Below are 21,571 nucleotides of genomic sequence, written 5' to 3' on the forward strand. Positions count from 1 at the left end.
CTTTTCACCCTATCGTTTTGATTTCGTAATCATGTCACGCAGTGGAAAGGCAATGTCCGCGATCCCTACAATCCATAACGGTAGAAGCGGTATAAAGACCATCGCGATGACGAGCAGAATAGGCAGTACCGGATTCCACTTACGTTGATAAGCAATGAAAAGAAGAGGCTCGCTGCCTGAATCATAAATAAGAACTGTAATAACGGCGTCATATTCACCAAAATGGTCCCCAAGAACCCTTCACTTATAGCCGCTCCACCAAGCATATTCAGGATCAGACAAATCAAATAATACCAAATTAAAGAGCGCGGCAAACGCCAATTCCGGAACGCCGGCATCTTTGGAACAATAAGCCCCATGCTACCCAGCGTTGGACGTGAAATAGCCTGAGTTACCGCCGCAATAATAAGCGAGCAAACAATCAGCGTAAATGGAAGCATCCGTACGGTCAGAGAGGAGAATTGCTGAATCATCTCCGGAGACCACACTAGACTGCTGCCAAGACCGCTTCCTATCGAACCGTCCGCTACGTTCTTAAATGGATCCATTGCTGCGTTAATCATGTCTTCAATAGCCCAAGACAAATGAAAATCAAATAATACCGTACTAATCAGCAGCACTAGCAGAAATTCTACCAAAATCGTGCCTGCTCCCATCATCACCGTTCGGAAAGCAGGTGCCCGCTTCTTATACAACTCTCCCATCACAATCGAAGGGATTATAAAATACAGGGCCTGCAACAGAATGGTCGGTCCGCACAGTATAGCCGCCAAAATCCATGCCGGTACGATATGCAACAGGAACAACCGCCTTGATAAGGTTGAATATAACAGGACGGTCGGAACCAAAAGGAAGAATACCGTAATGACGGCAAGTGGAGTAGCTAAAGATAACAGGAGCAATAAATAAACAACGCTCCAAGCGACCGATGTCCAGCGCAGTTTCAAAATAAGTTCACCTCTTACGCATATGATCTTCAAGTGTAGAAATATCCTGATACCAGTCTTCGAGTTGATGACCATCCTGCTTGTGCTTCTTTAACTTCTCCAAAATGGAGTCATCTAAATCTCGATGAGAAATCCCCAGCCTGCGTCCCAATATATAACTACTGACGATTAAACTGGCCAGGCTATCCGTTACCCGTGTCGTGCTGCCTTCCCACAATGCTTTGAATAAACGGGATACGTGATCGACTACTTCCGTTTTAAGCCATTCAATCACTTTGGCGCGTTTGGCCACATCCATTTCCTTATGCATGGCAGACAGCTTTCCACCTTTCCAAGAGAACTTTGCTCTTCATTATAGCATAATGCAATCGCACCAAGACTTGCAAACCTAATAAGGTAGCATTTAAGTAATTATTTTCTGACGACGGAATCGTCCCTAGTCACGAATTTCTCGCAATATTCTATGATCTGACTACGGCGGACAATACCGATAAATCTACCCATATCGTCAACGACAGGGACAAAATTCTGCACTTTAGCCAGATTGATTAAATCCTCCATGTTGGCATCGATCGAGACTGCCTTATTATCCATCCGAAGCGGCACATCCTGTAGATAAAATTTTGAAGCGTTCTCAAAATTCACCTTACCATCCGAATTTTTCATATACCAGAGCAGATCGCCTTCTGTGACTGTTCCGACATACTCCCGTGATGTCCGATAATTGGCACCGCTGTATAACGATGATGCTCCATACGTTCCAGCGTCTGTCTTAGCGTTGAATCTACCCTAACGGCAGCAACATCATTTTTCGGCAATAGAAAAAACGCAATATTCATTCGAGTGGAATCCTCCTCTACCCTTTTCATACTCCCCAGTTTAAGGGGGATTATAAGCGATCACAGTGCGCATTTATACATCTACTGAAAATGCCACTTGTGTTCTCTAGCGCGACAAATCGGCAGCCGGAAACCGGACTGCCGAATTATAAACGAAGAATGGCTTTATTAAATAGATATGACTGCTAAAATGTACTCATTCTTTAACTGTTGAAGGTTGATCATTCTTATCGCGGGAGTCCGGCATAAGCAGTTGCTCTGGCTTTGTATCCGGATTACTCCAGCTATCAATCATTTGCTTAGCGAACTCGAGGTCTTCTTTATCTACCGAATCATAGTAAACTCCGTTCTTACGGAAACCCTCGCCCATGATAGTGAAGCCTTTAATGGAAGGAGACTCACCTAACAACACTTGCTTCGATAAATCTATAATGTAGCTTGGCATCATATCTGTCTTGAAGTTTTCACCCAGCATGTCCATTAAGTCAGGGATCTTCGATACCTGGTTCAGGTTCATCATTCTGTTCACAATCGCGTTAAGGAAGATTTGATGTCTGCCTGTCCGATTAAAATCGCTGTCTTCGCGATATCTAACGTAATTCAGAGCCTCTTCCCCGCTATAAATCGGTTTGTTAGCCTTGATCGTAAACTTCTCATGCTCTTTCTGCTTATTGACGATATCCTTCGTAATCGGAAGCTCTACCCCGCCCAAAGCATCGACGATGTCGCGCAGCCCCTTAAAATTAATCGCGGCATAATAATCTACAGGGTGACCCATGAACTCTTGTACCGTGTCCTTGGCCATTTTCGCCCCGCCAAAAGCATAAGCATGGTTGATTTTATCTTCCTTGCCTCTACCTACGATCTCAGTATAAGTATCACGAGGGATGGAGACAAGCAGTACACGAGAGTCCTCTGGACGTACTACTGCATAGATCATCGTATCGGATCGTGCCGGTTCATTATCCCGCTGATCTATGCCTAGAAGCAACATACTGAAGGGCTTAAACTTCTCCGACGCGGGGACTTGGTTAGGCTGCTCCTCTTCAACTGGAGCATAAGACTTATCAAGCTTCTTCTCTACTTGACCCGACAGGAATAGATCAAAAGCCATAACCGCCAGCTCTTTCCTGAAGATATACCCCCCGTCCCAACGAGCAATAGAACAACTAGGACAATGAGCGTTATCTTACCTTTATTTTTACGTTTCTTGACCTTGGATTTGGCTTTATTCTTTAAATGTTGTTTTCGCTCTAGCATCTTTGCCTCCGATAATTGAAAGTAAAATAATTGCTTATATCTCAAGACGACATACTCTATATCATTGTAAACGGATATCTAGCGAAAAAAGCTACAAAAAAGACACGGTACTATTAAATTTGAATCAAAATAACTCTATCGTCTCGTAATATATCATATTTTGGAATTTAGATACAACTTACCTTGTTACATCGATTCTTGATTCTGCCTAATAATAGTAAAGGCCTCACTCTAATACTAGAGCAGGCCTTGTCTCTTTTCCATAAATTTTAAGTTATATACCCGATTATAGTCTTCTGAAATAGTTAAGCAAAATGGCAGGCAACAAAATGGGAATTACCCATATCACGATATTCAGGAGTCTGTTGTTTGCAAATATCGGATGCCATTGGACAACGAGTATGGAATTTACACCCTGAAGGAGGATTCGCTGGGCTAGGAATATCTCCTTGCAATACGATCCGTTCCCGTTTGAGCGTTGGATCAGGAATAGGAATCGCTGACATCAGTGCTTTCGTATATGGATGAAGAGGATTACGGAATAATTCCTCACTAGTGGCCATTTCGACCATCGATCCTAAATACATAACACCTACACGATTACAAAGATGCTCTACCACACTTAGATCATGAGAAATAAACAAATAAGTAAGGTCCCTGTCACGCTGTAAATCACTAAGCAGATTTATGATTTGTGCCTGAATCGATACATCCAGCGCGGAGACAGGTTCATCAGCCACAATAAAATCCGGTTGCATAATAAGGGCACGAGCAATCCCAATCCGCTGTCGTTGTCCCCCTGAGAACTCATGAGGAAAACGATTATAGTGATAGGAAGAGAGACCGCAAATTTCCAAAGTCTCCATGACTAATTCCTTCACTTTTTTGCGATCCTTCATCCCGTGATCATATAGTGCTTCACCAATTGCTTCACCCACCTTAATTCGTGGGTTCAATGAACTAAAGGGATCCTGAAAGACGATCTGCATCTTGGGCCGCAATCTGCGCAAATCTTCTTTCGACAACTGGTGAATATCTTGACCATTAAAGATTACCTTTCCGTCTGTCTTTTCGCCCAATCGTAGAATGGTCCTTCCAATCGTCGACTTGCCGCAACCAGACTCGCCTACCAGACCTAGAGATTCCCCCGCTTAATGCTAAAAGAAACCCCATCCACGGCTTTCACATGCCCAACGGTCCGCTGAAACACCCCTCCGGTAATCGGAAAGTATTTTTTTAATTCCTCCACCTGCAACAAGGTTTTACTCATGATTTTTACCTTCTTCCTCATACAACCAGCAGGCTGTCTTATGCATATTGTCTCCATGAGCACGGAACGGAGGTTGCTTCACTTTGCATATTTCCATGCAAAACTCACATCGATCATGGAAATGACAGTTATCACCGAGTTCGACCGGATTTGGAACCTGGCCTGGTATTGAATATAATCGTTCCTGCTTCTGGTTAATAACTGGTTTAGCCTTTAGCAACCCTTTGGTATAGGGATGCTGTGGATCTTTAAATAATTCGAGCACTGGTGCCTCTTCAATAATCTTCCCTGCATACATTACGATGACATAATCGGCCATCTCTGCCACAACACCAAGATCATGCGTGATTAACATGATTGATGTGCCCAGTTTACTCTTAAGCTCTCGCATCAGATCGAGGATTTGGGCTTGTATAGTTACATCCAGAGCTGTCGTTGGTTCATCAGCGATTAATAGCTTAGGATCACAGCTTAACGCAATCGCGATCATAATCCGCTGCCTCATCCCTCCACTAAGCTCATGTGGATAAGAATAGAAGATCTCTTCAGGTCTAGGGATACCTACAAGGCTAATAAGTTCAATCGCCTTCTTCTTGGCTTCCTTCCGATCTAATAACAAATGCAGCATTAGCGGTTCTGTGATTTGCTCTCCTATGGTGAGCACTGGATTCAAAGAAGACATCGGCTCCTGAAATATAATAGAGATCTCTTTGCCTCGTATCCTCGACATTTCTTTCTTATTAAATTGAAGAAGGTCCTTGCCCTCGAACAGGATCTCACCGCCAGCAATGACTCCATGTGGTGCTTCCACTAATCGCATTAAGGACATTGCAGTTACACTTTTACCACAGCCCGACTCTCCAACAACGCCTACCGTCTCTCCTTCGCGAATCGAAAAGCTTACATCATCGACAGCTTTAACAATCCCCGCTGAAGTATGGAAATGGGTCTCTAAATTACGGAATTGCACGAGTTCTTTAGCCATTTAATTGCATCTCCTCACTTACGCTTCGTTTTTCTGGTTGCGTTACTTCTTCATCTTAGGGTCGAGTGCGTCACGAAGACCGTCACCGATTAAATTTATTGCAACCGTCGTAATCAAGATACACATTCCAGGCGGAATCCAAATCCACGGTCTCTTGCGGAAGTCAATCAAATTGTTGGCATCAGATATCATATTCCCCCATGAAGGAGTCGGTGGTATCACACCAAGACCTAAGAAACTCAGAGCAGATTCATATAGTATGGCGCCCGCTACGGTAAGCGTAGCTGTTACTATAATTATTGGAATCGTATTAGGTATCAAATGACGAAAGATTTTACGCCGATCTCTAAGTCCAAGCGCTTCTGTAGCCATCATGAACTCTTGTTCGCGTAGGGTAAGAATTTGCCCTCGTACAAGCCTCGCCAATGTTGTCCAGCTAAGTAAACCAATAATCAGCATCAGGAAATATATCCGATATTTTGGGTCTACCTTTAAGTCAGAAAGAACGGCACCGAGAATAATCAATATCGGAAGCGTTGGAATAGACATGAAAATATCTGCGATACGCATGATAATCGCATCTGTCGCTTTACGATAAAATCCAGCCAATGCCCCCAGTGTGGCGCCGATCACTACCGCGATAAATGTTGCCACCAATCCTACTAATAAGGAAATACGCCCTGATAACATAACACGCAGGAGAATATCCCTACCAAGTTTATCTGTTCCAAACCAGAAGCTAGAACTCGGAGGCATGTTCTTGTTCGATTTAGAATATTCATACAAATCGTAAGGTGAAAAGAACGGACCGATAAAACATATTAAAAACATAACGACTAATATAATGAGACCGCCTAGAGCAAGCCGATTGCGCGTAAAACGATAAAAGGCTATTTTCCAAGGCGATGTAGATTCCTCAATTTTAGACTTCTTTGCTGTATTTTTATTTATAGTAACCGCTTTTTCAGTAGCCATTGCCTATCTCCCTCCTACTTCAACCGTATTCTAGGGTCTGCCATACCGTATAATACGTCGGAGAGCAGATTGCCTAACAAAGTAAGTAATGCTAAAAAGATGGTGAAGCCGAGCATGAAGGGATAGTCCCGCATGTTAATCGAGTTGAGATAGACTTGACCAACTCCGGGCCAGACAAAAATCTGTTCCATGATCATGGCACCACTGAATAAAGCAGGCAATTCAAATCCAAGTAATGTAATTGCTGGGATCATTGCATTACGAAAAGCATGTTTGAAAATAACGGTTCTCTCTTTCAAGCCTTTTGCACGAGCTGTTCTAATATAGTCTTGTCTGATAACCTCCAACATGCTTGTACGGAAGTACCTTGTTAAACTACCTGTACTTAACATCGTTAACACCGTGACCGGAAGGAAGCTGTGATACGCTACATCTTTAATATAAGCCCAGCCTGTCGCTTTCAAGCCTGCCGTCGTCATCCCGCCAACCGGGAAGATATTGAATTGTAAGGCGAAAATTTTAATAAGTAAGAGTCCGATAAAAAAAGAAGGTAATGACATACATATAAAGACTAGTAACGTCACTATCTTATCAAATAGTGAATATTGGAACTTAGCTGAAAATATACCTGTTAACATAGCAATGAGCCAACTGAGAATCAAGCTGGCAAAGGCAATAATAAATGAATTCCATACGTAATCTTTAACTACACTTGTAACCAGTTTCTTATGCACAAGTGAATCTCCCATATTACCTTTAACCATATTGCCCACCCAAATGAAATACCGTTGGTATTCAGGCTTATCCAGTCCATAGATGCTACGAAGTTCGGCTGCCTTCTCCTTCGTCATATTCGGATTCTGACGGGCAGTTATGTAATCCCCAGGTACCATTGCGGAAATTGCGAACACAATAATGGAGATGCCAATCATTGTGGGGATCATTTGTAATAGTCGTCGAATAATATATTGCTTCATTAGAATACTTCCCCCTGGCTTTTGAAATGCGGGTGTACCTGTAATCAGGCACACCCGCAATCATATTATTGTTGCAATTCCACTTGATACAAGCTGAATGGGAACTCCTTGTAAGGAGAAATATCAAATCCTTGTGCGCGGCCGTTAACTCCCGTCATATTGTTTCTTTGATATAAGAAGATATTTGGAAGATCTGCATTTAATTCCTGGTACATTTGCTTATAAATTTCTTTACGTTTCGCAATATCCAGTTCTTTCTTGCCTTCTGCCATTAATTGGTCAACCTTGGCATTGGAATAACCTGTATCATTTTGTGCGCCCTTCGTAATATAGACAGTGTTATCTGGGTCAGGTGTCAAGCCCCAAGCAGCGAAGAACATATCAAAGTCGCCAGCCGTTTTCTTATCCATAATGGCATTGAAGTCCAAAGTCTCGGATACTAAGTCGATGCCCAGTTCCTTATAGTTCTGCGTCATAATTGGCAACAGAGCGTCAACTACTGGGTTATCCGCTGTAGCGGAGAAATTAATTTTGAACTTCTCCCCATTCTTTACACGGATTCCATCAGACCCTACAGTCCATCCAGCTTCATCTAACAATTGTTTTGCTTTGTCTAAATCAAAGTCATAATGGTTGATACCTTCATCCGTATAAGCCCATGATACCGAGGACTCCGGAATATTGATAACTTTCGCATATTGGCCATAGATCAGTTCAACAATATCATCACGATTCAAACCGTAAGTAAGAGCTTGACGAACCTTCTGATCTTGGAATTTCGGTAAATTATGATTAAATGCAATATATCCGTAACCGTTGTTCGGAAGAATATAAGAATCTATGAAACCAAGTTCCTTCAACGCTTCAACATTATCTTCCGATACGGTTATATTTTCGTTCATATCTGTCTCGCCCGATTGAAGCATCGCAATTTGCGTTGTATTACCCGTTGTTTTGAAGATTACGTTTTTAACTTTTGGAGCGCCTTTGAAATAATCTTCGTTTGCCTCCAGATCAATTTCTTGTCCTGGTTTGTAATTTGCCAACTTATATTGGCCACTGCCAAGCGGTTTGTTATTCAGTGCTTTAACTGAATCTAGGCTACCTTGCTTATAGCCAACGCCATAGTAGTGTTCTGGAAGAATATATATACCACCCAGCTCAACTGCAGTTAATGCAGTAGCTTCAGTCAATGAAACTTCAACGGTGTTATCATCAATCACTTTAATACCGGAGATTTCACTAGCTTTGCCATCATGATATTCTTGAGCGCCAACGATATGGTAGCTAAGTGGATCAGATTCGCCGTCATAGCTTTGATCCAGCATTAATTTCAAAGTAAAGTAGTAATCCTTAACCGTCATTGGAGTTCCATCTGTGAACTTTACACCTGGTTTCAGATGATAAGTATATTTCAAACCGTCGTCAGAAATATCGATTTTGTCAGCGAGACTATTCTGGTAAGATCCGTCTGCTTTAACTTCAATAAATGAATCAAATACGGAGTAACAAACATAGAAATCGTAAGCGGTTTCCATAAATAGTGGGCTGAATACCCCTTTTGGATCCGTCATACCTACAATCAGCGTGTCTTTACGATTCTTTGCGATATCCGGGTTCTTGCTCATATCTGTTGCTTTGATAATTCCAGAAGATTCATCAGTTCCTTGTTGCTCTGTATTACCGCTGTCGCCTGTGTCATTACCTTTGTTAGTACTTTCATTTGTGGTGTTGCTTGGTTTGTTACCGCTATTCGCAGTCTCACCCTTATTACCGCTGCAAGCGGATAAAGTAAGAGTTAGCGTGAGGGCAACAGCTAAGAAGCCGATCCATCTTTTCCCCATTTTGAAATCCTCCTCAATTTTTTCTTTGTTTTTAGTGAATATATTATAAAAAATAATATATCATTAAATAAACATACGAAAACTTGGTTTAATCCATACAATAGTAAGCATTGATTTCATATGTAATTTTAAAAAAGCGCCAAGTGTAGAAAAAAAATTAAGTGTGAGTTTCCATGATGTAAATAAGAAGAGGGATTACTACGTAGATGCATAAATAAACCAAAGGTCAATTGAATATACAGTATATTCTCAGAAGGTTCTGTAACTTTTTTTAATTTAGTTAATAATATAACCTAATTCCCCTAATATTCCAAGTACTTTATTATATTTTTTAACGTTTCATTTTTAAATCAACGAGAAATGTTAATTCAAGGTATAGCTTGATATTGAGTAAGTGATATAGAAGAAACACTGAGCGCATAATTCACCCTTTTTTTAACGTTAAAAAAACAGCCTTGTCCCAGATCTAATCTGAGTCAAGGCTGTTCTTATTCCAGGCTTATTCTGCCCTAAAATCCCTTATTACTCCGTAGTGTACGGAAGCAATGCTACTTGACGGGAGCGTTTGATCGCAACTGTCAAGAGACGTTGATATTTAGCGCTAGTGCCAGTTACACGACGTGGCAAAATTTTACCACGCTCGCTGATGAATTTCTTCAACAGCTCAGTATCTTTATAGTCAATGTGAGTAATTTTATTCACAGTGAAGAAGCACACTTTACGACGTTTGTTACGTCCGCCGCGGCGAGCCGGTCTTTTGTCGTCTCCGCCTTCTCTTTGCTTGAAGCTCATGCTATTCAGTCCTTTCCAAATTAAAATGGCAAATCGTCATCCGATATATCGATCGGTTTCCCGTCATCAGAGAATGGATCATCCTGTTGATTGCCGCGCGAATAATTGTTATTATTGCTGCGGCCTGCGTTAGCGTTACCGCCTCCAAAAGGATTATCCTCCCGCTGTCCACCACCAGATCCACCTTCACGACTCGATTCCAAGAAACGGACATTATCAGCAATGACTTCGGTGACGTAGACACGTTTACCTTCGTTATTTTCATAATTCCGTACTTGAATACGTCCTTCAACGGCAACCAGACGGCCTTTACGCAAATAATTTGCACAAGTCTCGGCAAGCTGTCTCCAGGTTACAACTGGAATGAAGTCCGCTTCGCGTTCGCCACCTTGCGATGAGAACGGTCTGTCAACAGCTACAGTGAACTGAGTAACAGCCACTCCGGATGGTGTATATCTTAGCTCCGGATCCCGGGTAAGACGTCCGATCAGAATAACACGGTTCAACAATCAAATCCCCTCCTTCGGGCAAATGTTTACTAAACTTATTACGGATTAAGCTACGTCTTTCGTAATGAGATAACGGATAACCTCGTCGGAAATCTTCAAAATCCGCTCAAGCTCAGCAACAACATCAGGAGTTGCTGTGAAATTCACGAGAACGTAAATTCCATCACGAATTTTGTTAATCTCATACGCAAGCCTGCGCTTGCCCATTACGTCATGCTTAGTAATTTCACCGCCGTTTTGGATGATGCCTTGGAATTTTTCGACTAAAGCTTGAACAGCTTCTTGCTCAAGTTCAGGACGAAGAATGTACATCACTTCGTATTTGCGCATATGTTTCACCTCCTCTTGGACTATGGCCCCCAATTCACTTCGCTTGGGAGCAAGGAACGAGCATAAACTCGAACTATATTAATATAACAAATCAGAGCCGCTAACGCAAGCTCGCACATGTTTAAACACAACCCTGCACACAATATAATGATTCCCCAACATTAGAAAGGAGGCATTTACCATGGGCGAAAGAACAGAATACGAAGAAGGCGATAAGGCCCCGAATCCTGGAGTTTATATGGAGGTTGGCGAAGCGAGAAGCTTCCATACCCAAATTAAAGATCCGATGCGAATTACGATGGAAAAAGGGGATACCTTCCCAGAGACCAGCAACAAGAACCGTAAATGGAAAAAAGTTGAGAAAGCTCGCGTTCACTAATGTAGCCGCCTTTTCAACTTTAGCAAGAAGAATTTCGTAATTTTATATTTCTAAGCTGTATAAAAAGCAATTGGCTGAGCATAATACACTTCAGACGGCGTGGCCATGCGAGGTGTGGTTCCGTTGGACAAATCAGCGAGTAACGACGCTTTAGGTGACTAATTAAATTTAGCCAAGAGAGGTGTGGTTCCGTTGGGCCAGTCAGCGAGTAACAACGCTTCAGGAGTCTTATTCACTGTCGAGAGTAGAAACCAAGATAATAACGGGTTATTGAAGACCCCTCTTCGATAAGACGTGCTGCGCTAAAACGCATATCGACGTTTCTGAGTTCGTTAGAAAAAGAATTCCAAATTTGCTTCGCCGTCGACCAGAAAAGGACCTGTAAAAAGGGTCCTTTTCATTTTGTCTAACTAAATACCAAAAAGACCCTCTACACAATGTGTAGAAGGTCTTGAATTTCAGAGCTATGGCGGAGAGGGTGGGATTCGAACCCACGCACGCCTTGCGACGCCTAATTGATTTCGAGTCAACCCCCTTGGGCCTCTTGGGTACCTCTCCTTACAGCAAGAATGATTATATCATGATTTCTAATCAATTGCAATAGTGCTGAATCATGACTTCAAGCGTTCTTCATTCATTGTCTGTAGCTTCTGTCTCAGAGGTGGCGGAGCGCAGCACCTTCTTCATATTCTTCTCAAACTTGGCCCGTGGAACAAGCACGCTATGCTTGCATCCTACGCATTTGATACGAATATCCATCCCCATCCGGATAATCTCCATTTCATTACTGCCGCATGGGTGGTTTTTCTTCATTTGAACAATATCCCCTAGTTGGAACTGTTTCCGCTCCATTTTGCCTTCCCCCTTTATAAATAAAGATATACTCCTCAATTACCGATTCTTACGGTCTCCTCTTGCTCCAGTGCCTCCTTCGCATACATCTGAATCAAGTGTTCCGCTTTCGATCTATCATCTGGCTGGCATCCCACTGCGATCCGTAGAACATATTCGCTGGCTGTTAGGGACTGAATACCAAGCACGTTCGGCACCTGCTCAATCTCTTCATGCTTCTCCTTCAATTGCAGCATCGCCTTCTTCAACAATTCAATACTGTCCTCAAGCTTCTTCGTATTACTAAAGGGCAGGTCCACCACTGCAAGTGCAGTCCCAATGGAATAATTCGTCACATTGGCGATCATGCCATTAGGGATGATATGTACCTCCCCGTCCAGCTCACTAATCTCGTTGACCTAATTCCGATCATCTCAACCGTACCTTTTAAGGTACCGGTTTGAATAACGTCCCCTACCGCAAATTGATCCTCTAAAATGATAAAAAATCCAGTTATTACATCTTTAACCAAACTTTGCGCGCCGAAACCGATAGCCATCCCCAATACCCCGGCTCCTGCAATCAAAGGGCCTAGTTGGAAACCAAGTTCACCAAGCACGATCAGTACCATGATGAAGTTGCTAATGACCGAGGTCATATTTTTCAATAATTCACCGACTGTAACAAATCTGCGTGGATTCATCTGCAGTCTACCCTTCTCTTTCTCTGTAGGGTACGATCAATAATCCGGTAAACAACATGAACTAATATTCGAGTTAATATAAAGATCAATATAATCCGTATTGAGGCCCACATGAAGTTTTCCCACATATCCATATTGGTGAACCAGCTTATAATACCATCCGTCCATTTCTTTGCTGCTTCCACCGCTTCTGCTGGAGTATCTGGCGTCTCTGAGCTTAACCAACCTATCATTTATCCAATTCCTTTCCTTCTGAACTACCTCTATAAGCTGATGTTGTCATATTCTCCTGTCTTACTCCGCATATAGATCCCACGAATCTCCACTTGCTCCTGGGCCACGATCTCCTTCACCACAGTCAAGAAATCAAGAGGAAACTGAATGGACAACGCACAACCCGCCGTGATCTCTTTTGGTGTCGGGCATAGGTCTATCTCCACCTCAGCATATTCAAGCAGCATTTCGGCTCGTAGCGCCTGTTGGGTAGAGTCAAATGCCATGACCAGCCATTCTTTCAAATGATCCTCTCTCCTTTTAATCGCTTTTGATCACGAAGTAAATTAGAAAGTTCCTCGGCATCGAATCTTGAATTCATCCGGGTCCTCCGGTGCTCACGTACCAACTACGTACGCTCCGCTCCTCAGACTCTAGCTTCATCCAACCTTCTCGGTGCTGAAAACCATTTTTGAACGCACACTTTATGATCTATGACTTAAGTACGAGTATATAAATCCCTCGATTTCCATATACTATCTACTACCGTTACAAGAGTGACACAGATATAGATTCATGTCTATGTAACCTATTTTAATACGCGTGAAAGGAAGATTCCATGTCTCAGATTCAACCGCCGCTGCCAAGCCAGGACATTCCTTACTTGAAGATCGCCCATACCGAGCCTGGTATTAAATCCGTCATCACTCACCGCCTCTTGCTGCACTTCGCTAAAGTGTATCCGGGCCAGGATATTGTCATTGTATGCATCGGTACAGATCGTTCTACTGGAGACTGCCTTGGACCTCTGGTCGGTACTTCATTGTCTAAGTGGAATAGCAGACACTTTCACATCTATGGCACCCTGGAGGAGCCTGTGCATGCCATGAATTTAAAAGATACCCTACAGCAAATTAACGAAAAATTCAACCATCCCTTTATCATTGGGATCGATGCTTGCCTCGGCAAACTTCCAGTGTCGGCTCCATTCAAGTCGTGCAGGGGCCGTTGCGTCCTGGAGCAGGGGTAAATAAAGAATTACCGCCGGTCGGTGATATCCATGTTACAGGGATCGTCAACGTCGGCGGTTTTATGGAGTATTTCGTATTGCAGAACACAAGGCTTAGCCTTGTTATGCGTTTATCTGAAATTATCGCTAGCAGCGTCTATGCTGCTATTAAAGAATGGAATCGCTCGTTCATTCCTCTGATCCAGCGTGAGCAATAGCTTCCAATTCCTCCGGGGAGAGCGCATGCGGCGACTCTCCCTTTGTCAGGGGCTTGGCATACACATAAGACCCATCGCGATTGTAGAGTCCGGTAAGTACCACACCATCTTTATCTTCATTAACGATTGCAATAGAGAAGCTAAGATCATTTCCCCGCTCGCCAAATGCATTGTAACGCTTAATGCCAATCTTCGACTTTTGCTTAGGAAGAAATTTGCTGATCGCCGATATTTCCGCACTATGCCTTGTCTGAAGCTCTTCGATTTTATCCTGACCTAGCTTCAGATCGATGAGCAGGCTCTCCAAATCTTCTACTCCTGTACCACCCATCATCAAGTCATACTTTTTGCGCATTTTTCTAAGTTTACTGCCTTGGATGAAGTTCCATATCAATAACCATAAGAACACTACCACCAAACCAACTACAATCCATACCATCTGATCTAAGAAGATCTCATTCCATTCCCGCATGCTTTTTCCCCTCTATGCCTAAATATCACTCTGTAATCCCTTTATAGCTAACACTAAAGCGTCGACATCATCAACCACAGTATTGTAACCAATGCTAGCGCGAACTGCGCCGCCCTCCATTGTACCTGCTGTCATATGCCCTAATGGAGTACAATGATAGCCTGCCCTTACAGCAATTCCGTAATTCCTATCGAGTAGAAAAGCGACCTCTGAAGCATCCCTATCTGCCAAAATAAAAGAGACAATCCCTGTCCGGTCTTTTCCAATCTTAGGGCCAAGCATCGTTAATCCAGGGATTTCCGATAATCCCATCATTAACCGCTGAGTCATTTCCCACTCATGCCGATATATGTTCTCAGGGCCTTGTTCAATAACGTACTTAACTCCCTCTCCCAATCCAGCGATACCTACCGTATTGGCCGTTCCTGCCTCATAACGATCTGGCCGCACAGCAGGCTGCTCAAGCTCCTCAGATTGGCTGCCTGTACCTCCATGAAGTAGAGGCACTAAATCAAGCTCAGGGCTTATATACAACCCACCTGTCCCCTGTGGACCAAGCAGTCCTTTATGTCCAGGGAAAGCAAGCAGATCCACACCCAATTCCTCGACATCTATTGGATAATTTCCAGCTGTCTGAGCTGCATCGAGTAGCATAATCGCCCCATACTCGTGTGCAAGCTGACTCAGCTCGCGCACAGGTGAAATACTTCCAAGCAGATTCGAGCTATGGGAGCAGACCAGCAGAGTCGTATTAGAACGGAAAGTACTACGCACAACCTCTATTTCCATTTCACCCTGTGGGCTGACCGGAACATAATCCACTTCGACCCCAATTGTTCTGTGCAGGAACTCTAGCGGCCTTCTGACGGAGTTATGCTCCACCATCGTAGCAATAACATGATCTCCCGGCTTCAACCATCCCTTGATTGCCAAATTCAATGCTTCTGTTGTATTTGACGTAAAGGCAATATCATTTGGATTGGAAATATGAAACAATTTTGCCAGCAACGATCGGGTGTTAAACAATTTTCTGGCAGCTACTAATGCCATACCATGATTACCGCGCCCGAATTCCCAACCTGCCCCTCTATCATCTCCTGCATTACCCTACCTACACCCGGAGCTTTGGGCCAAGATGTGGCAGCGTGGTCCAAGTAAATAGCCTGCCGATTGACCATTAGTTCTTCCCTCTACTTTCATATAAAAAAGGAAATAGTCCTTATTAGAAGCAAGTGAAATATCCATCCTCTAATCCGAAGAAAATTATTCCATGGATACAGAGGGTAAATATTCCACATCTTTTTATTGACCCAATAGATCTAGCAATCTTTGTAAATCTTGTTTGCTGTAATAATTAATTTCTATTTTCCCTTTATCCTTGCTTTCTTTAATTTTGACTGTCGTTTTATACCTCTCGCGCAGCCCCACTTCTACCTCTTCAATATAAGGATCGCGTTTTTTAACTGCAATCTTTTTGCTTTCCAGCTTTTTCTTGTCTAATTGCTGCACAGCATTTTCCAGATCACGAACACTCCATTCATGATCAATACATTGCTTCGCCAATTGCATAATCACAGTGGAGTCTTTCAATCCAACCAAGGCTCTTGCATGGCCCATTGATAATGTTCCACGTGAAACATATTCCTTGACTTCATCAGGAAGAGATAGCAATCTCAGGAAATTAGCGATATGGGACCGGGATTTTCCAACCTTGAGAGATAATTCCTCTTGTGTTAGTTGAAATTGATCCATCAAGCCTTGATAAGCAACCGCAACCTCCATCGCATTCAAATTCTCACGTTGTAGGTTCTCAATCAGAGCAATCTCCATGACTTGCTGATCAGAAAAAGATTTAACGACAGCTGGGATCGTATTGTTACCACAAAATTGAGATGCCCGGAAACGCCGTTCTCCGGCAATGATCTCATAGCCCTTCAGTACACTACGAACAATAATCGGTTGAATAACACCATGTTGACGAATGGATTCGGCCAATTCCTTGATCGATTCCTCATCAAAAGTCTTCCGAGGCTGATAAGGATTAGCACGAAGCTGATTCAAAGGAATCTCAATCACTTTCTCATCTTCATCTATAGAAAGCGACGGAATCAAAGCATCCAGTCCTTTACCCAAACGCTTACTCATTAGAAACCACTTCCTTTGCCAACTCTAAGTATACTTCCGCCCCTTTGGACCTCGGATCATACGTGATTATCGACTGTCCATGTGAAGGTGCCTCACTTAAACGTACATTACGAGGAATGACTGTCTTGTACACTTTTTGCTGGAAGTACTTTTTAACTTCTTCAATGACTTGAATTCCCAGATTTGTGCGCGCATCAAACATCGTCAGCAACACACCTTCAATTTGCAACGAAGTATTTAAATGCTTCTGAACAAGACGTACCGTATTTAACAATTGACTCAGACCTTCAAGCGCATAGTATTCACACTGAATCGGAATCAAGACAGAATCTGCAGCGGTTAAAGAGTTCAAAGTCAAAATACCAAGCGATGGTGGGCAATCGATCAGAATATAATCATAGGAACGCTTCACTTGCTCCAATGACTTCTTAAGACGAACCTCACGGGATACTGTAGATACAAGCTCGATCTCTGCGCCTGCTAACTGGATCGTGGCCGGGATAATATCCAATCCATCCACTTCAGTTTTCGTAATCGCATCCTTAGGGTCAACATCATTAATAAGCACGTCATAAATACAATTAGCTACATCGGCCTTATTAATGCCAACACCGCTAGTTGTATTTCCTTGAGGATCGATATCAATGAGCAGTACCTTCTTACCGATCGTAGCAAGACCCGCCCCCAGATTTACGGAGGTCGTCGTTTTTCCGACGCCACCTTTTTGATTGGCTATGGCTATGATTTTAGACAATCCGTTTCACCTCAATATATAAGAAGAATCTTCTTGTAGATTTTCTATGATTGTAATTACTAAGCTGCAGCTACAAAAAGACCAAGAACATTGGTAGTTCTGCTAAGCTACAAACTTTAATGAATCATACCATGATATACACAAAATGATCGAAAAGAAGCTGACCCTCAACCCTGTCCGGTTAAGGTCAGCGAACATAAGAACTTATCTTTTAGGGATCTGAATCACTATTTCATAATGATCGTCATGATCCTTCTCTTCCGTCTTGATCGACAATCCTGAACCCGATACCATGTCAATCGATTGTCGTATCGTATTTAAAGCCAATCTGACATCCTTGGTAAAAGAGATCCTCTTGGATTTCTTCTTGTTCTTATTCACTTCTTTGTAGAAAGCAATCCTTGCTTCCGTCTGCTTGACGTTCAATTCCTTCTCAATAATTTCCTTTAACACCTTAATCTGAAGTTCCTCGGTATCAAGTGATAACAGAGCCCTAGCATGGCGTTCTGTAATCTTACGCTCCATCAAGGCATTCTTTGCGTCTTCAGGAAGATTAAGAAGTCTGATCTTGTTAGCAATTGTGGATTGACTTTTACCTAATCGCTGAGCGAGACTCTCTTGTGTCAAATGATGTAAGTCAATTAAATTCTGATAGGCTAACGCTTCTTCAATGGCCGTCAGTCCTTCACGCTGAAGATTCTCAATCAAGGCAATCGATGCCGCTTGAGAATCGTTAAAATCCCGTAAAATAGCAGGAATGCTCTCCATTCCCAGCTTCTTCACAGCCCGCCAACGTCGCTCACCAGCTATAATCTCATACCTATCATTACGATAGCGAACGACAATAGGTTGTATAACACCATGCGTCTTAATCGTCTGACATAACTCATCAATCTTCTCGTCATCAAATATTGTCCGAGGTTGATAAGGACTTCCAACGATATCCCCTACTGGAATTTGCTTCACTTCATCACTGTTGCTTCGTTCGGATAAACCAAACAGTTTGGAAAATTGTTCTTTCATTCTGTAGATTACCACCTAATTTCATAGTGACATAAGGTCAAACCTTACTAATAGAGGTTGTTCAAAAAATTTCCTTAAATCGATGAATTGATCAGATCACGAAAAATAACATCGAGTAGGATAATCTCTTGAACATACACTAATAGAGACTACAAAAGTTCATTATTAAACACGATGAAGTTTAAGGGTATATCCCAAACATAACCAAAAAATTATGCTGACCCCTATGTAAAAACTTAACTTGTAACGTTATATCTATTCTACCACTTTTTTCTCTATAATCCTATTCTCTTATTTCATGTATTTTTAAATATACTAGCAGACTATCGAACACAAAATAAAAATATCCCTCTTAACATATGTTTCACGTGGAACATTTTGTTAAGAGAGATACAAATATTTCTAAATAATTGGAGATTTTAGGGCGTACCCGCTTTACGTGGATACTTCTTTGGTGTCGAAGCCGTCTTTTTGATGAGAATAATGTGGCGCTCCGAGTTCTCCATTGGAAGTTCGAAATGGTGAGTTCCCGAGAGTTTACCTTTTAACTCTGTCAAACTGCGGGCTGACTCCTTCACCTCTTCTTGGGGGTCCAAACCTTTCATCGCCGCGAAGACCCCCCCGTTTTGACGAAAGGAAGACAGAACTCATTCAGGACCGCCATACGTGCGACAGCTCTTGCCGATACCAGATCGAAAGAGTCTCTATATTGTTCCTTCCGAGCAATATCTTCAGCCCGTCCATGTATCAGCTGTACATTCTGAAGACCCAGCTGATCTACAACATTCTGCAAAAATTGGATCCGCTTATTTAATGAATCAATAATTGTAAGCTTCAGATGAGGATAACAAATTTTAAGTGGTATTCCCGGGAAACCTGCCCAGATCCAATATCTGCCATCGACGATATCTGGTTCATATCTATATAGAACGACAAAGTGATTGAATCATAGAAATGCTTCACATAGACTTGTTCCCGTTCAGTAATCCCGGTTAAATTCATTTTCTCATTCCATGCTACTAATTCTTGATAATATATCTCAAATTGCTGCAATTGCTCCGCAGACAACTCAAGCTGATGTTCATTTAATAAACTTAGAAATTTGTCCTGTACCTTATCCAATCGAATGTCCTCCTGCAGCAGTCACGCGATTATAGTGCTCCAAATATACCAATAAAATGGAAATATCCGCCGGGGTGACACCCGAAATTCTTGATGCCTGGCCGATTGAGATCGGGCGGATCTTAGCAAGCTTCTGGCGTGCCTCAATAGCCAATCCCTGGATATTTTCATAGTTGATATTCTCAGGGAGTTTCTTCCGCTCCATCTTCTGCAGACGCTCCACATGAAGCAATTGCTTCTCAATATAACCGGCATATTTAATTTGAATCTCTACCTGTTCTTTCATCTCATCATCCAGCCCTACCTCAGATGGAGAGAAAAAATCGATATTAGCATAAGTAACCTCTGGACGACGCAAAATCGTTAACAAATTACTTCCGTCCTGAATTGGAGCTGATCCGATGGATGTAAGCAACTCATTAATTTCCGAAGGCTTAACCTTCGTCTCCTTAAGTCTCACGATCTCATCCTCTACCTTCTGCTTCTTATCGAGGAATTGTTCATAACGCTCTTCACTAATAAGACCGATCTCATGACCAAGTGGTGTAAGGCGAAGATCCGCATTATCATGACGAAGCAAAAGTCGATATTCAGCACGGGAAGTAAGTAGACGATAAGGCTCATTCGTCCCCTTAGTAACCAGATCATCAATCAATACACCGATATACCCCTGGGAACGGTCGAGAATAACCGGCTCCTTACCTTGAACCTTGCGAGCCGCATTAATCCCCGCCATAATCCCTTGCCCAGCTGCTTCTTCATAACCAGAAGTACCATTGATTTGTCCCGCCGTAAACAAGCCGGAGATACGCTTAGTCTCCAAAGATGGCCAGAGCTGAGTCGGTACAACCGCATCATACTCGATCGCATACCCGTTACGCATCATCTCAGCATTTTGCAGCCCTGGAACAGAACGAAGCATCTGTACTTGAACATCCTCTGGCATACTCGTTGAGAAGCCTTGTACATAATACTCCGACGTATTTTTGCCCTCCGGTTCCAGGAAGATCTGATGCTTCGGCTTATCACTGAAACGAACGATCTTATCCTCAATCGACGGACAATAACGCGGCCCCGTCCCTTCGATGACCCCAGAGAACATGGGTGCGCGATGAAGATTGGCATTGATGATATCATGGGTTTCAATCGACGTATAAGTTAACCAGCATGGAAGCTGTTCATTGTCCGAGCCCTTCGTCTCGTAAGAGAAAAACTTTGGATTGTCGTCCCCTGGCTGTATTTCCATTTGTGAAAAATCAATCGTATCTTTGTGGACCCGCGGTGGTGTCCCTGTCTTGAAGCGAGCTAATTCAAATCCAAGTTCCTTCAAATTATGGGATAGCTGCACCGAAGGCTGTTGATTATTCGGGCCGCTCTCATACATCAACTCACCCATAATAATTTTGCCACGCAAATAAGTGCCTGTCGTAAGTACAACAGCTTTAGCACGATACTCCGTGCCGGTTTTCGTAATAACACCAACACATTTATCGTCCTCAACGATCAGTTCCTCGACCATACCCTGACGAAGTGTCAGATTCTTCTCCTTCTCCATCGTTTCCTTCATCGTATGTTGGTACGAGAATTTATCCGCTTGAGCACGAAGTGCATGTACAGCAGGCCCTTTACCTGTATTCAACATTCGCATTTGGATGAATGTTTTATCGATATTGCGACCCATCTCTCCACCAAGCGCATCAATCTCACGAACAACATGGCCTTTGGCCGGACCGCCAATCGAAGGATTACACGGCATAAATGCCACCATATCCAGATTAATTGTAATCATTAAAGTCTTACTTCCCATTCGGGCAGCCGCCAATGCAGACTCACAACCGGCATGTCCTGCACCGACGACAATAACATCAAATTCGCCGCCACTATAACTCATATCACAACCCCCTTGCATCGTATCAATAAAATAATATATAAGAGGTTGTTCAAAGGTCCGCTTTACCGACCATTTTGAACACA

General features: G+C 42.7%; 20 protein-coding genes, 1 tRNA gene and 6 pseudogenes. 2 read left to right on the top strand and 25 right to left on the bottom strand.

The features are described from left to right. Positions 1-65 precede the first annotated feature (65 nt). The 12 genes and pseudogenes from RE628_RS28775 to rpsF all read right to left on the bottom strand — a co-directional run bounded on the left by RE628_RS28775 (position 66) and on the right by rpsF (position 10,728). Complete coding sequence (locus RE628_RS28775) at positions 66-947, bottom strand: DUF2232 domain-containing protein (RefSeq protein WP_309156761.1); 882 nt, start codon at positions 945-947, stop codon at positions 66-68. Positions 948-954: 7 nt separating this feature from the next. Further along, a complete protein-coding gene (locus tag RE628_RS28780; RefSeq protein WP_309156762.1) occupies positions 955-1,257 on the bottom strand; it encodes a MazG-like family protein in 303 nt (100 codons plus the stop codon). A 101-nt stretch (positions 1,258-1,358) separates the two neighbouring features. Then, positions 1,359-1,786 (bottom strand): annotated as a pseudogene (locus RE628_RS28785) (CBS domain-containing protein). Between the two features lie 196 nt (positions 1,787-1,982). Next, a pseudogene (locus RE628_RS28790) lies at positions 1,983-3,046 on the bottom strand (LCP family protein). A gap of 305 nt (positions 3,047-3,351) precedes the next feature. Further along, positions 3,352-4,316: pseudogene (locus RE628_RS28795) on the bottom strand (ABC transporter ATP-binding protein). After that, complete coding sequence (locus RE628_RS28800; protein WP_309156763.1) at positions 4,309-5,301, bottom strand: ABC transporter ATP-binding protein; 993 nt, start codon at positions 5,299-5,301, stop codon at positions 4,309-4,311. The pseudogene RE628_RS28795 and the gene RE628_RS28800 overlap by 8 nt, the downstream one beginning before the upstream one ends. 42 nt (positions 5,302-5,343) lie before the next feature. Further along, on the bottom strand, positions 5,344-6,276 hold the full coding sequence (gene opp4C, locus RE628_RS28805; RefSeq protein ID WP_309156764.1) for an oligopeptide ABC transporter permease: 933 nt from the start codon (positions 6,274-6,276) through the stop codon (positions 5,344-5,346). A 14-nt stretch (positions 6,277-6,290) separates the two neighbouring features. Next, the gene (locus tag RE628_RS28810; RefSeq protein WP_309156765.1) at positions 6,291-7,253 is read right to left on the bottom strand and encodes an ABC transporter permease; all 963 of its coding nucleotides are present in this window, start codon (positions 7,251-7,253) and stop codon (positions 6,291-6,293) included. Positions 7,254-7,318: 65 nt separating this feature from the next. Next, a complete protein-coding gene (locus RE628_RS28815; RefSeq protein WP_309156766.1) occupies positions 7,319-9,097 on the bottom strand; it encodes an ABC transporter substrate-binding protein in 1,779 nt (592 codons plus the stop codon). 522 nt (positions 9,098-9,619) lie between these two features. Next, positions 9,620-9,889, bottom strand: coding sequence for a 30S ribosomal protein S18 (rpsR, locus tag RE628_RS28820; protein ID WP_127004154.1), 270 nt, complete (start codon positions 9,887-9,889; stop codon positions 9,620-9,622). A 20-nt stretch (positions 9,890-9,909) separates the two neighbouring features. After that, the gene (gene ssb, locus RE628_RS28825) at positions 9,910-10,398 is read right to left on the bottom strand and encodes a single-stranded DNA-binding protein (RefSeq protein WP_309156767.1); all 489 of its coding nucleotides are present in this window, start codon (positions 10,396-10,398) and stop codon (positions 9,910-9,912) included. Positions 10,399-10,443: 45 nt separating this feature from the next. Then, complete coding sequence (gene rpsF, locus RE628_RS28830; RefSeq protein ID WP_309156768.1) at positions 10,444-10,728, bottom strand: 30S ribosomal protein S6; 285 nt, start codon at positions 10,726-10,728, stop codon at positions 10,444-10,446. Between the two features lie 181 nt (positions 10,729-10,909). On the opposite strand from rpsF, the gene RE628_RS28835 reads away from it, so the two are divergent. Continuing rightward, positions 10,910-11,107, top strand: coding sequence for a YjzC family protein (locus RE628_RS28835; RefSeq protein WP_309156769.1), 198 nt, complete (start codon positions 10,910-10,912; stop codon positions 11,105-11,107). Between the two features lie 467 nt (positions 11,108-11,574). Here RE628_RS28835 and RE628_RS28840 read toward each other — a convergent pair. From RE628_RS28840 to RE628_RS28865, 6 genes are all read right to left on the bottom strand, one after another. Further along, positions 11,575-11,665 (bottom strand) — tRNA-Ser (locus tag RE628_RS28840). 72 nt (positions 11,666-11,737) lie between these two features. Then, complete coding sequence (locus RE628_RS28845) at positions 11,738-11,959, bottom strand: DUF951 domain-containing protein (RefSeq protein ID WP_309156770.1); 222 nt, start codon at positions 11,957-11,959, stop codon at positions 11,738-11,740. Between the two features lie 35 nt (positions 11,960-11,994). Next, positions 11,995-12,306 (bottom strand): hypothetical protein, encoded by a 312-nt coding sequence (locus tag RE628_RS28850; RefSeq protein WP_309156771.1) that lies wholly within the window; start codon positions 12,304-12,306, stop codon positions 11,995-11,997. Further along, positions 12,303-12,641 carry a mechanosensitive ion channel family protein gene (locus RE628_RS28855; RefSeq protein WP_309156772.1) on the bottom strand — a complete coding sequence of 113 codons (339 nt, stop codon included), beginning with the start codon at positions 12,639-12,641 and terminating at the stop codon, positions 12,303-12,305. Before RE628_RS28855 ends, RE628_RS28850 begins: the two co-directional genes overlap by 4 nt. After that, on the bottom strand, positions 12,638-12,874 hold the full coding sequence (locus RE628_RS28860) for a hypothetical protein (RefSeq protein WP_309156774.1): 237 nt from the start codon (positions 12,872-12,874) through the stop codon (positions 12,638-12,640). The genes RE628_RS28855 and RE628_RS28860 overlap by 4 nt, the downstream gene beginning before the upstream one ends. A 30-nt stretch (positions 12,875-12,904) precedes the next feature. Beyond that, complete coding sequence (locus RE628_RS28865; RefSeq protein WP_309156775.1) at positions 12,905-13,159, bottom strand: putative Se/S carrier protein; 255 nt, start codon at positions 13,157-13,159, stop codon at positions 12,905-12,907. A gap of 314 nt (positions 13,160-13,473) precedes the next feature. Here RE628_RS28865 and yyaC point away from each other — a divergent pair. Continuing rightward, positions 13,474-14,081, top strand: a pseudogene (yyaC, locus tag RE628_RS28870) (spore protease YyaC). Here the strand turns inward: yyaC and RE628_RS28875 are convergent. From RE628_RS28875 to mnmG, 7 genes and pseudogenes are all read right to left on the bottom strand, one after another. Then, positions 14,053-14,553: a DUF4446 family protein gene (locus RE628_RS28875; protein ID WP_309156776.1), complete on the bottom strand. Its 501-nt coding sequence runs from the start codon at positions 14,551-14,553 to the stop codon at positions 14,053-14,055. The pseudogene yyaC and the gene RE628_RS28875 overlap by 29 nt on opposite strands. Positions 14,554-14,571: 18 nt before the next feature. After that, positions 14,572-15,731 (bottom strand): annotated as a pseudogene (locus RE628_RS28880) (aminotransferase class V-fold PLP-dependent enzyme). Positions 15,732-15,855: 124 nt separating this feature from the next. Beyond that, positions 15,856-16,698 (bottom strand): ParB/RepB/Spo0J family partition protein, encoded by an 843-nt coding sequence (locus tag RE628_RS28885; RefSeq protein ID WP_309156777.1) that lies wholly within the window; start codon positions 16,696-16,698, stop codon positions 15,856-15,858. Further along, the gene (locus tag RE628_RS28890) at positions 16,691-17,452 is read right to left on the bottom strand and encodes a ParA family protein (RefSeq protein ID WP_309156778.1); all 762 of its coding nucleotides are present in this window, start codon (positions 17,450-17,452) and stop codon (positions 16,691-16,693) included. Before RE628_RS28890 ends, RE628_RS28885 begins: the two co-directional genes overlap by 8 nt. A 204-nt stretch (positions 17,453-17,656) precedes the next feature. Beyond that, positions 17,657-18,475 carry a nucleoid occlusion protein gene (gene noc / locus RE628_RS28895; RefSeq protein ID WP_309156780.1) on the bottom strand — a complete coding sequence of 273 codons (819 nt, stop codon included), beginning with the start codon at positions 18,473-18,475 and terminating at the stop codon, positions 17,657-17,659. Between the two features lie 402 nt (positions 18,476-18,877). After that, a pseudogene (gene rsmG, locus RE628_RS28900) lies at positions 18,878-19,597 on the bottom strand (16S rRNA (guanine(527)-N(7))-methyltransferase RsmG). Continuing rightward, complete coding sequence (gene mnmG / locus RE628_RS28905; protein WP_309156781.1) at positions 19,590-21,488, bottom strand: tRNA uridine-5-carboxymethylaminomethyl(34) synthesis enzyme MnmG; 1,899 nt, start codon at positions 21,486-21,488, stop codon at positions 19,590-19,592. The pseudogene rsmG and the gene mnmG overlap by 8 nt, the downstream one beginning before the upstream one ends. Between the last annotated feature and the right edge of the window lie 83 nt (positions 21,489-21,571).

It is taken from the genome of Paenibacillus sp. D2_2 (assembly GCF_031199965.1).
Classification (GTDB): domain Bacteria; phylum Bacillota; class Bacilli; order Paenibacillales; family Paenibacillaceae; genus Fontibacillus.

What these genes read in the sequence shown, in the direction of transcription:
- RE628_RS28780 (WP_309156762.1), bottom strand. Translation starts at nt 1,257, where the DNA reads ATGCATAAGGAAATGGATGTGGCCAAACGCGCCAAAGTGATTGAATGG.
- RE628_RS28800 (WP_309156763.1), bottom strand. Translation starts at nt 5,301, where the DNA reads ATGGCTAAAGAACTCGTGCAATTCCGTAATTTAGAGACCCATTTCCAT.
- opp4C (WP_309156764.1), bottom strand. Translation starts at nt 6,276, where the DNA reads ATGGCTACTGAAAAAGCGGTTACTATAAATAAAAATACAGCAAAGAAG.
- RE628_RS28810 (WP_309156765.1), bottom strand. Translation starts at nt 7,253, where the DNA reads ATGAAGCAATATATTATTCGACGACTATTACAAATGATCCCCACAATG.
- RE628_RS28815 (WP_309156766.1), bottom strand. Translation starts at nt 9,097, where the DNA reads ATGGGGAAAAGATGGATCGGCTTCTTAGCTGTTGCCCTCACGCTAACT.
- rpsR (WP_127004154.1), bottom strand. Translation starts at nt 9,889, where the DNA reads ATGAGCTTCAAGCAAAGAGAAGGCGGAGACGACAAAAGACCGGCTCGC.
- rpsF (WP_309156768.1), bottom strand. Translation starts at nt 10,728, where the DNA reads ATGCGCAAATACGAAGTGATGTACATTCTTCGTCCTGAACTTGAGCAA.
- RE628_RS28835 (WP_309156769.1), top strand. Translation starts at nt 10,910, where the DNA reads ATGGGCGAAAGAACAGAATACGAAGAAGGCGATAAGGCCCCGAATCCT.
- RE628_RS28845 (WP_309156770.1), bottom strand. Translation starts at nt 11,959, where the DNA reads ATGGAGCGGAAACAGTTCCAACTAGGGGATATTGTTCAAATGAAGAAA.
- RE628_RS28850 (WP_309156771.1), bottom strand. Translation starts at nt 12,306, where the DNA reads ATGATCGCCAATGTGACGAATTATTCCATTGGGACTGCACTTGCAGTG.
- RE628_RS28855 (WP_309156772.1), bottom strand. Translation starts at nt 12,641, where the DNA reads ATGAATCCACGCAGATTTGTTACAGTCGGTGAATTATTGAAAAATATG.
- RE628_RS28860 (WP_309156774.1), bottom strand. Translation starts at nt 12,874, where the DNA reads ATGATAGGTTGGTTAAGCTCAGAGACGCCAGATACTCCAGCAGAAGCG.
- RE628_RS28875 (WP_309156776.1), bottom strand. Translation starts at nt 14,553, where the DNA reads ATGCGGGAATGGAATGAGATCTTCTTAGATCAGATGGTATGGATTGTA.
- RE628_RS28885 (WP_309156777.1), bottom strand. Translation starts at nt 16,698, where the DNA reads ATGAGTAAGCGTTTGGGTAAAGGACTGGATGCTTTGATTCCGTCGCTT.
- noc (WP_309156780.1), bottom strand. Translation starts at nt 18,475, where the DNA reads ATGAAAGAACAATTTTCCAAACTGTTTGGTTTATCCGAACGAAGCAAC.
- mnmG (WP_309156781.1), bottom strand. Translation starts at nt 21,488, where the DNA reads ATGAGTTATAGTGGCGGCGAATTTGATGTTATTGTCGTCGGTGCAGGA.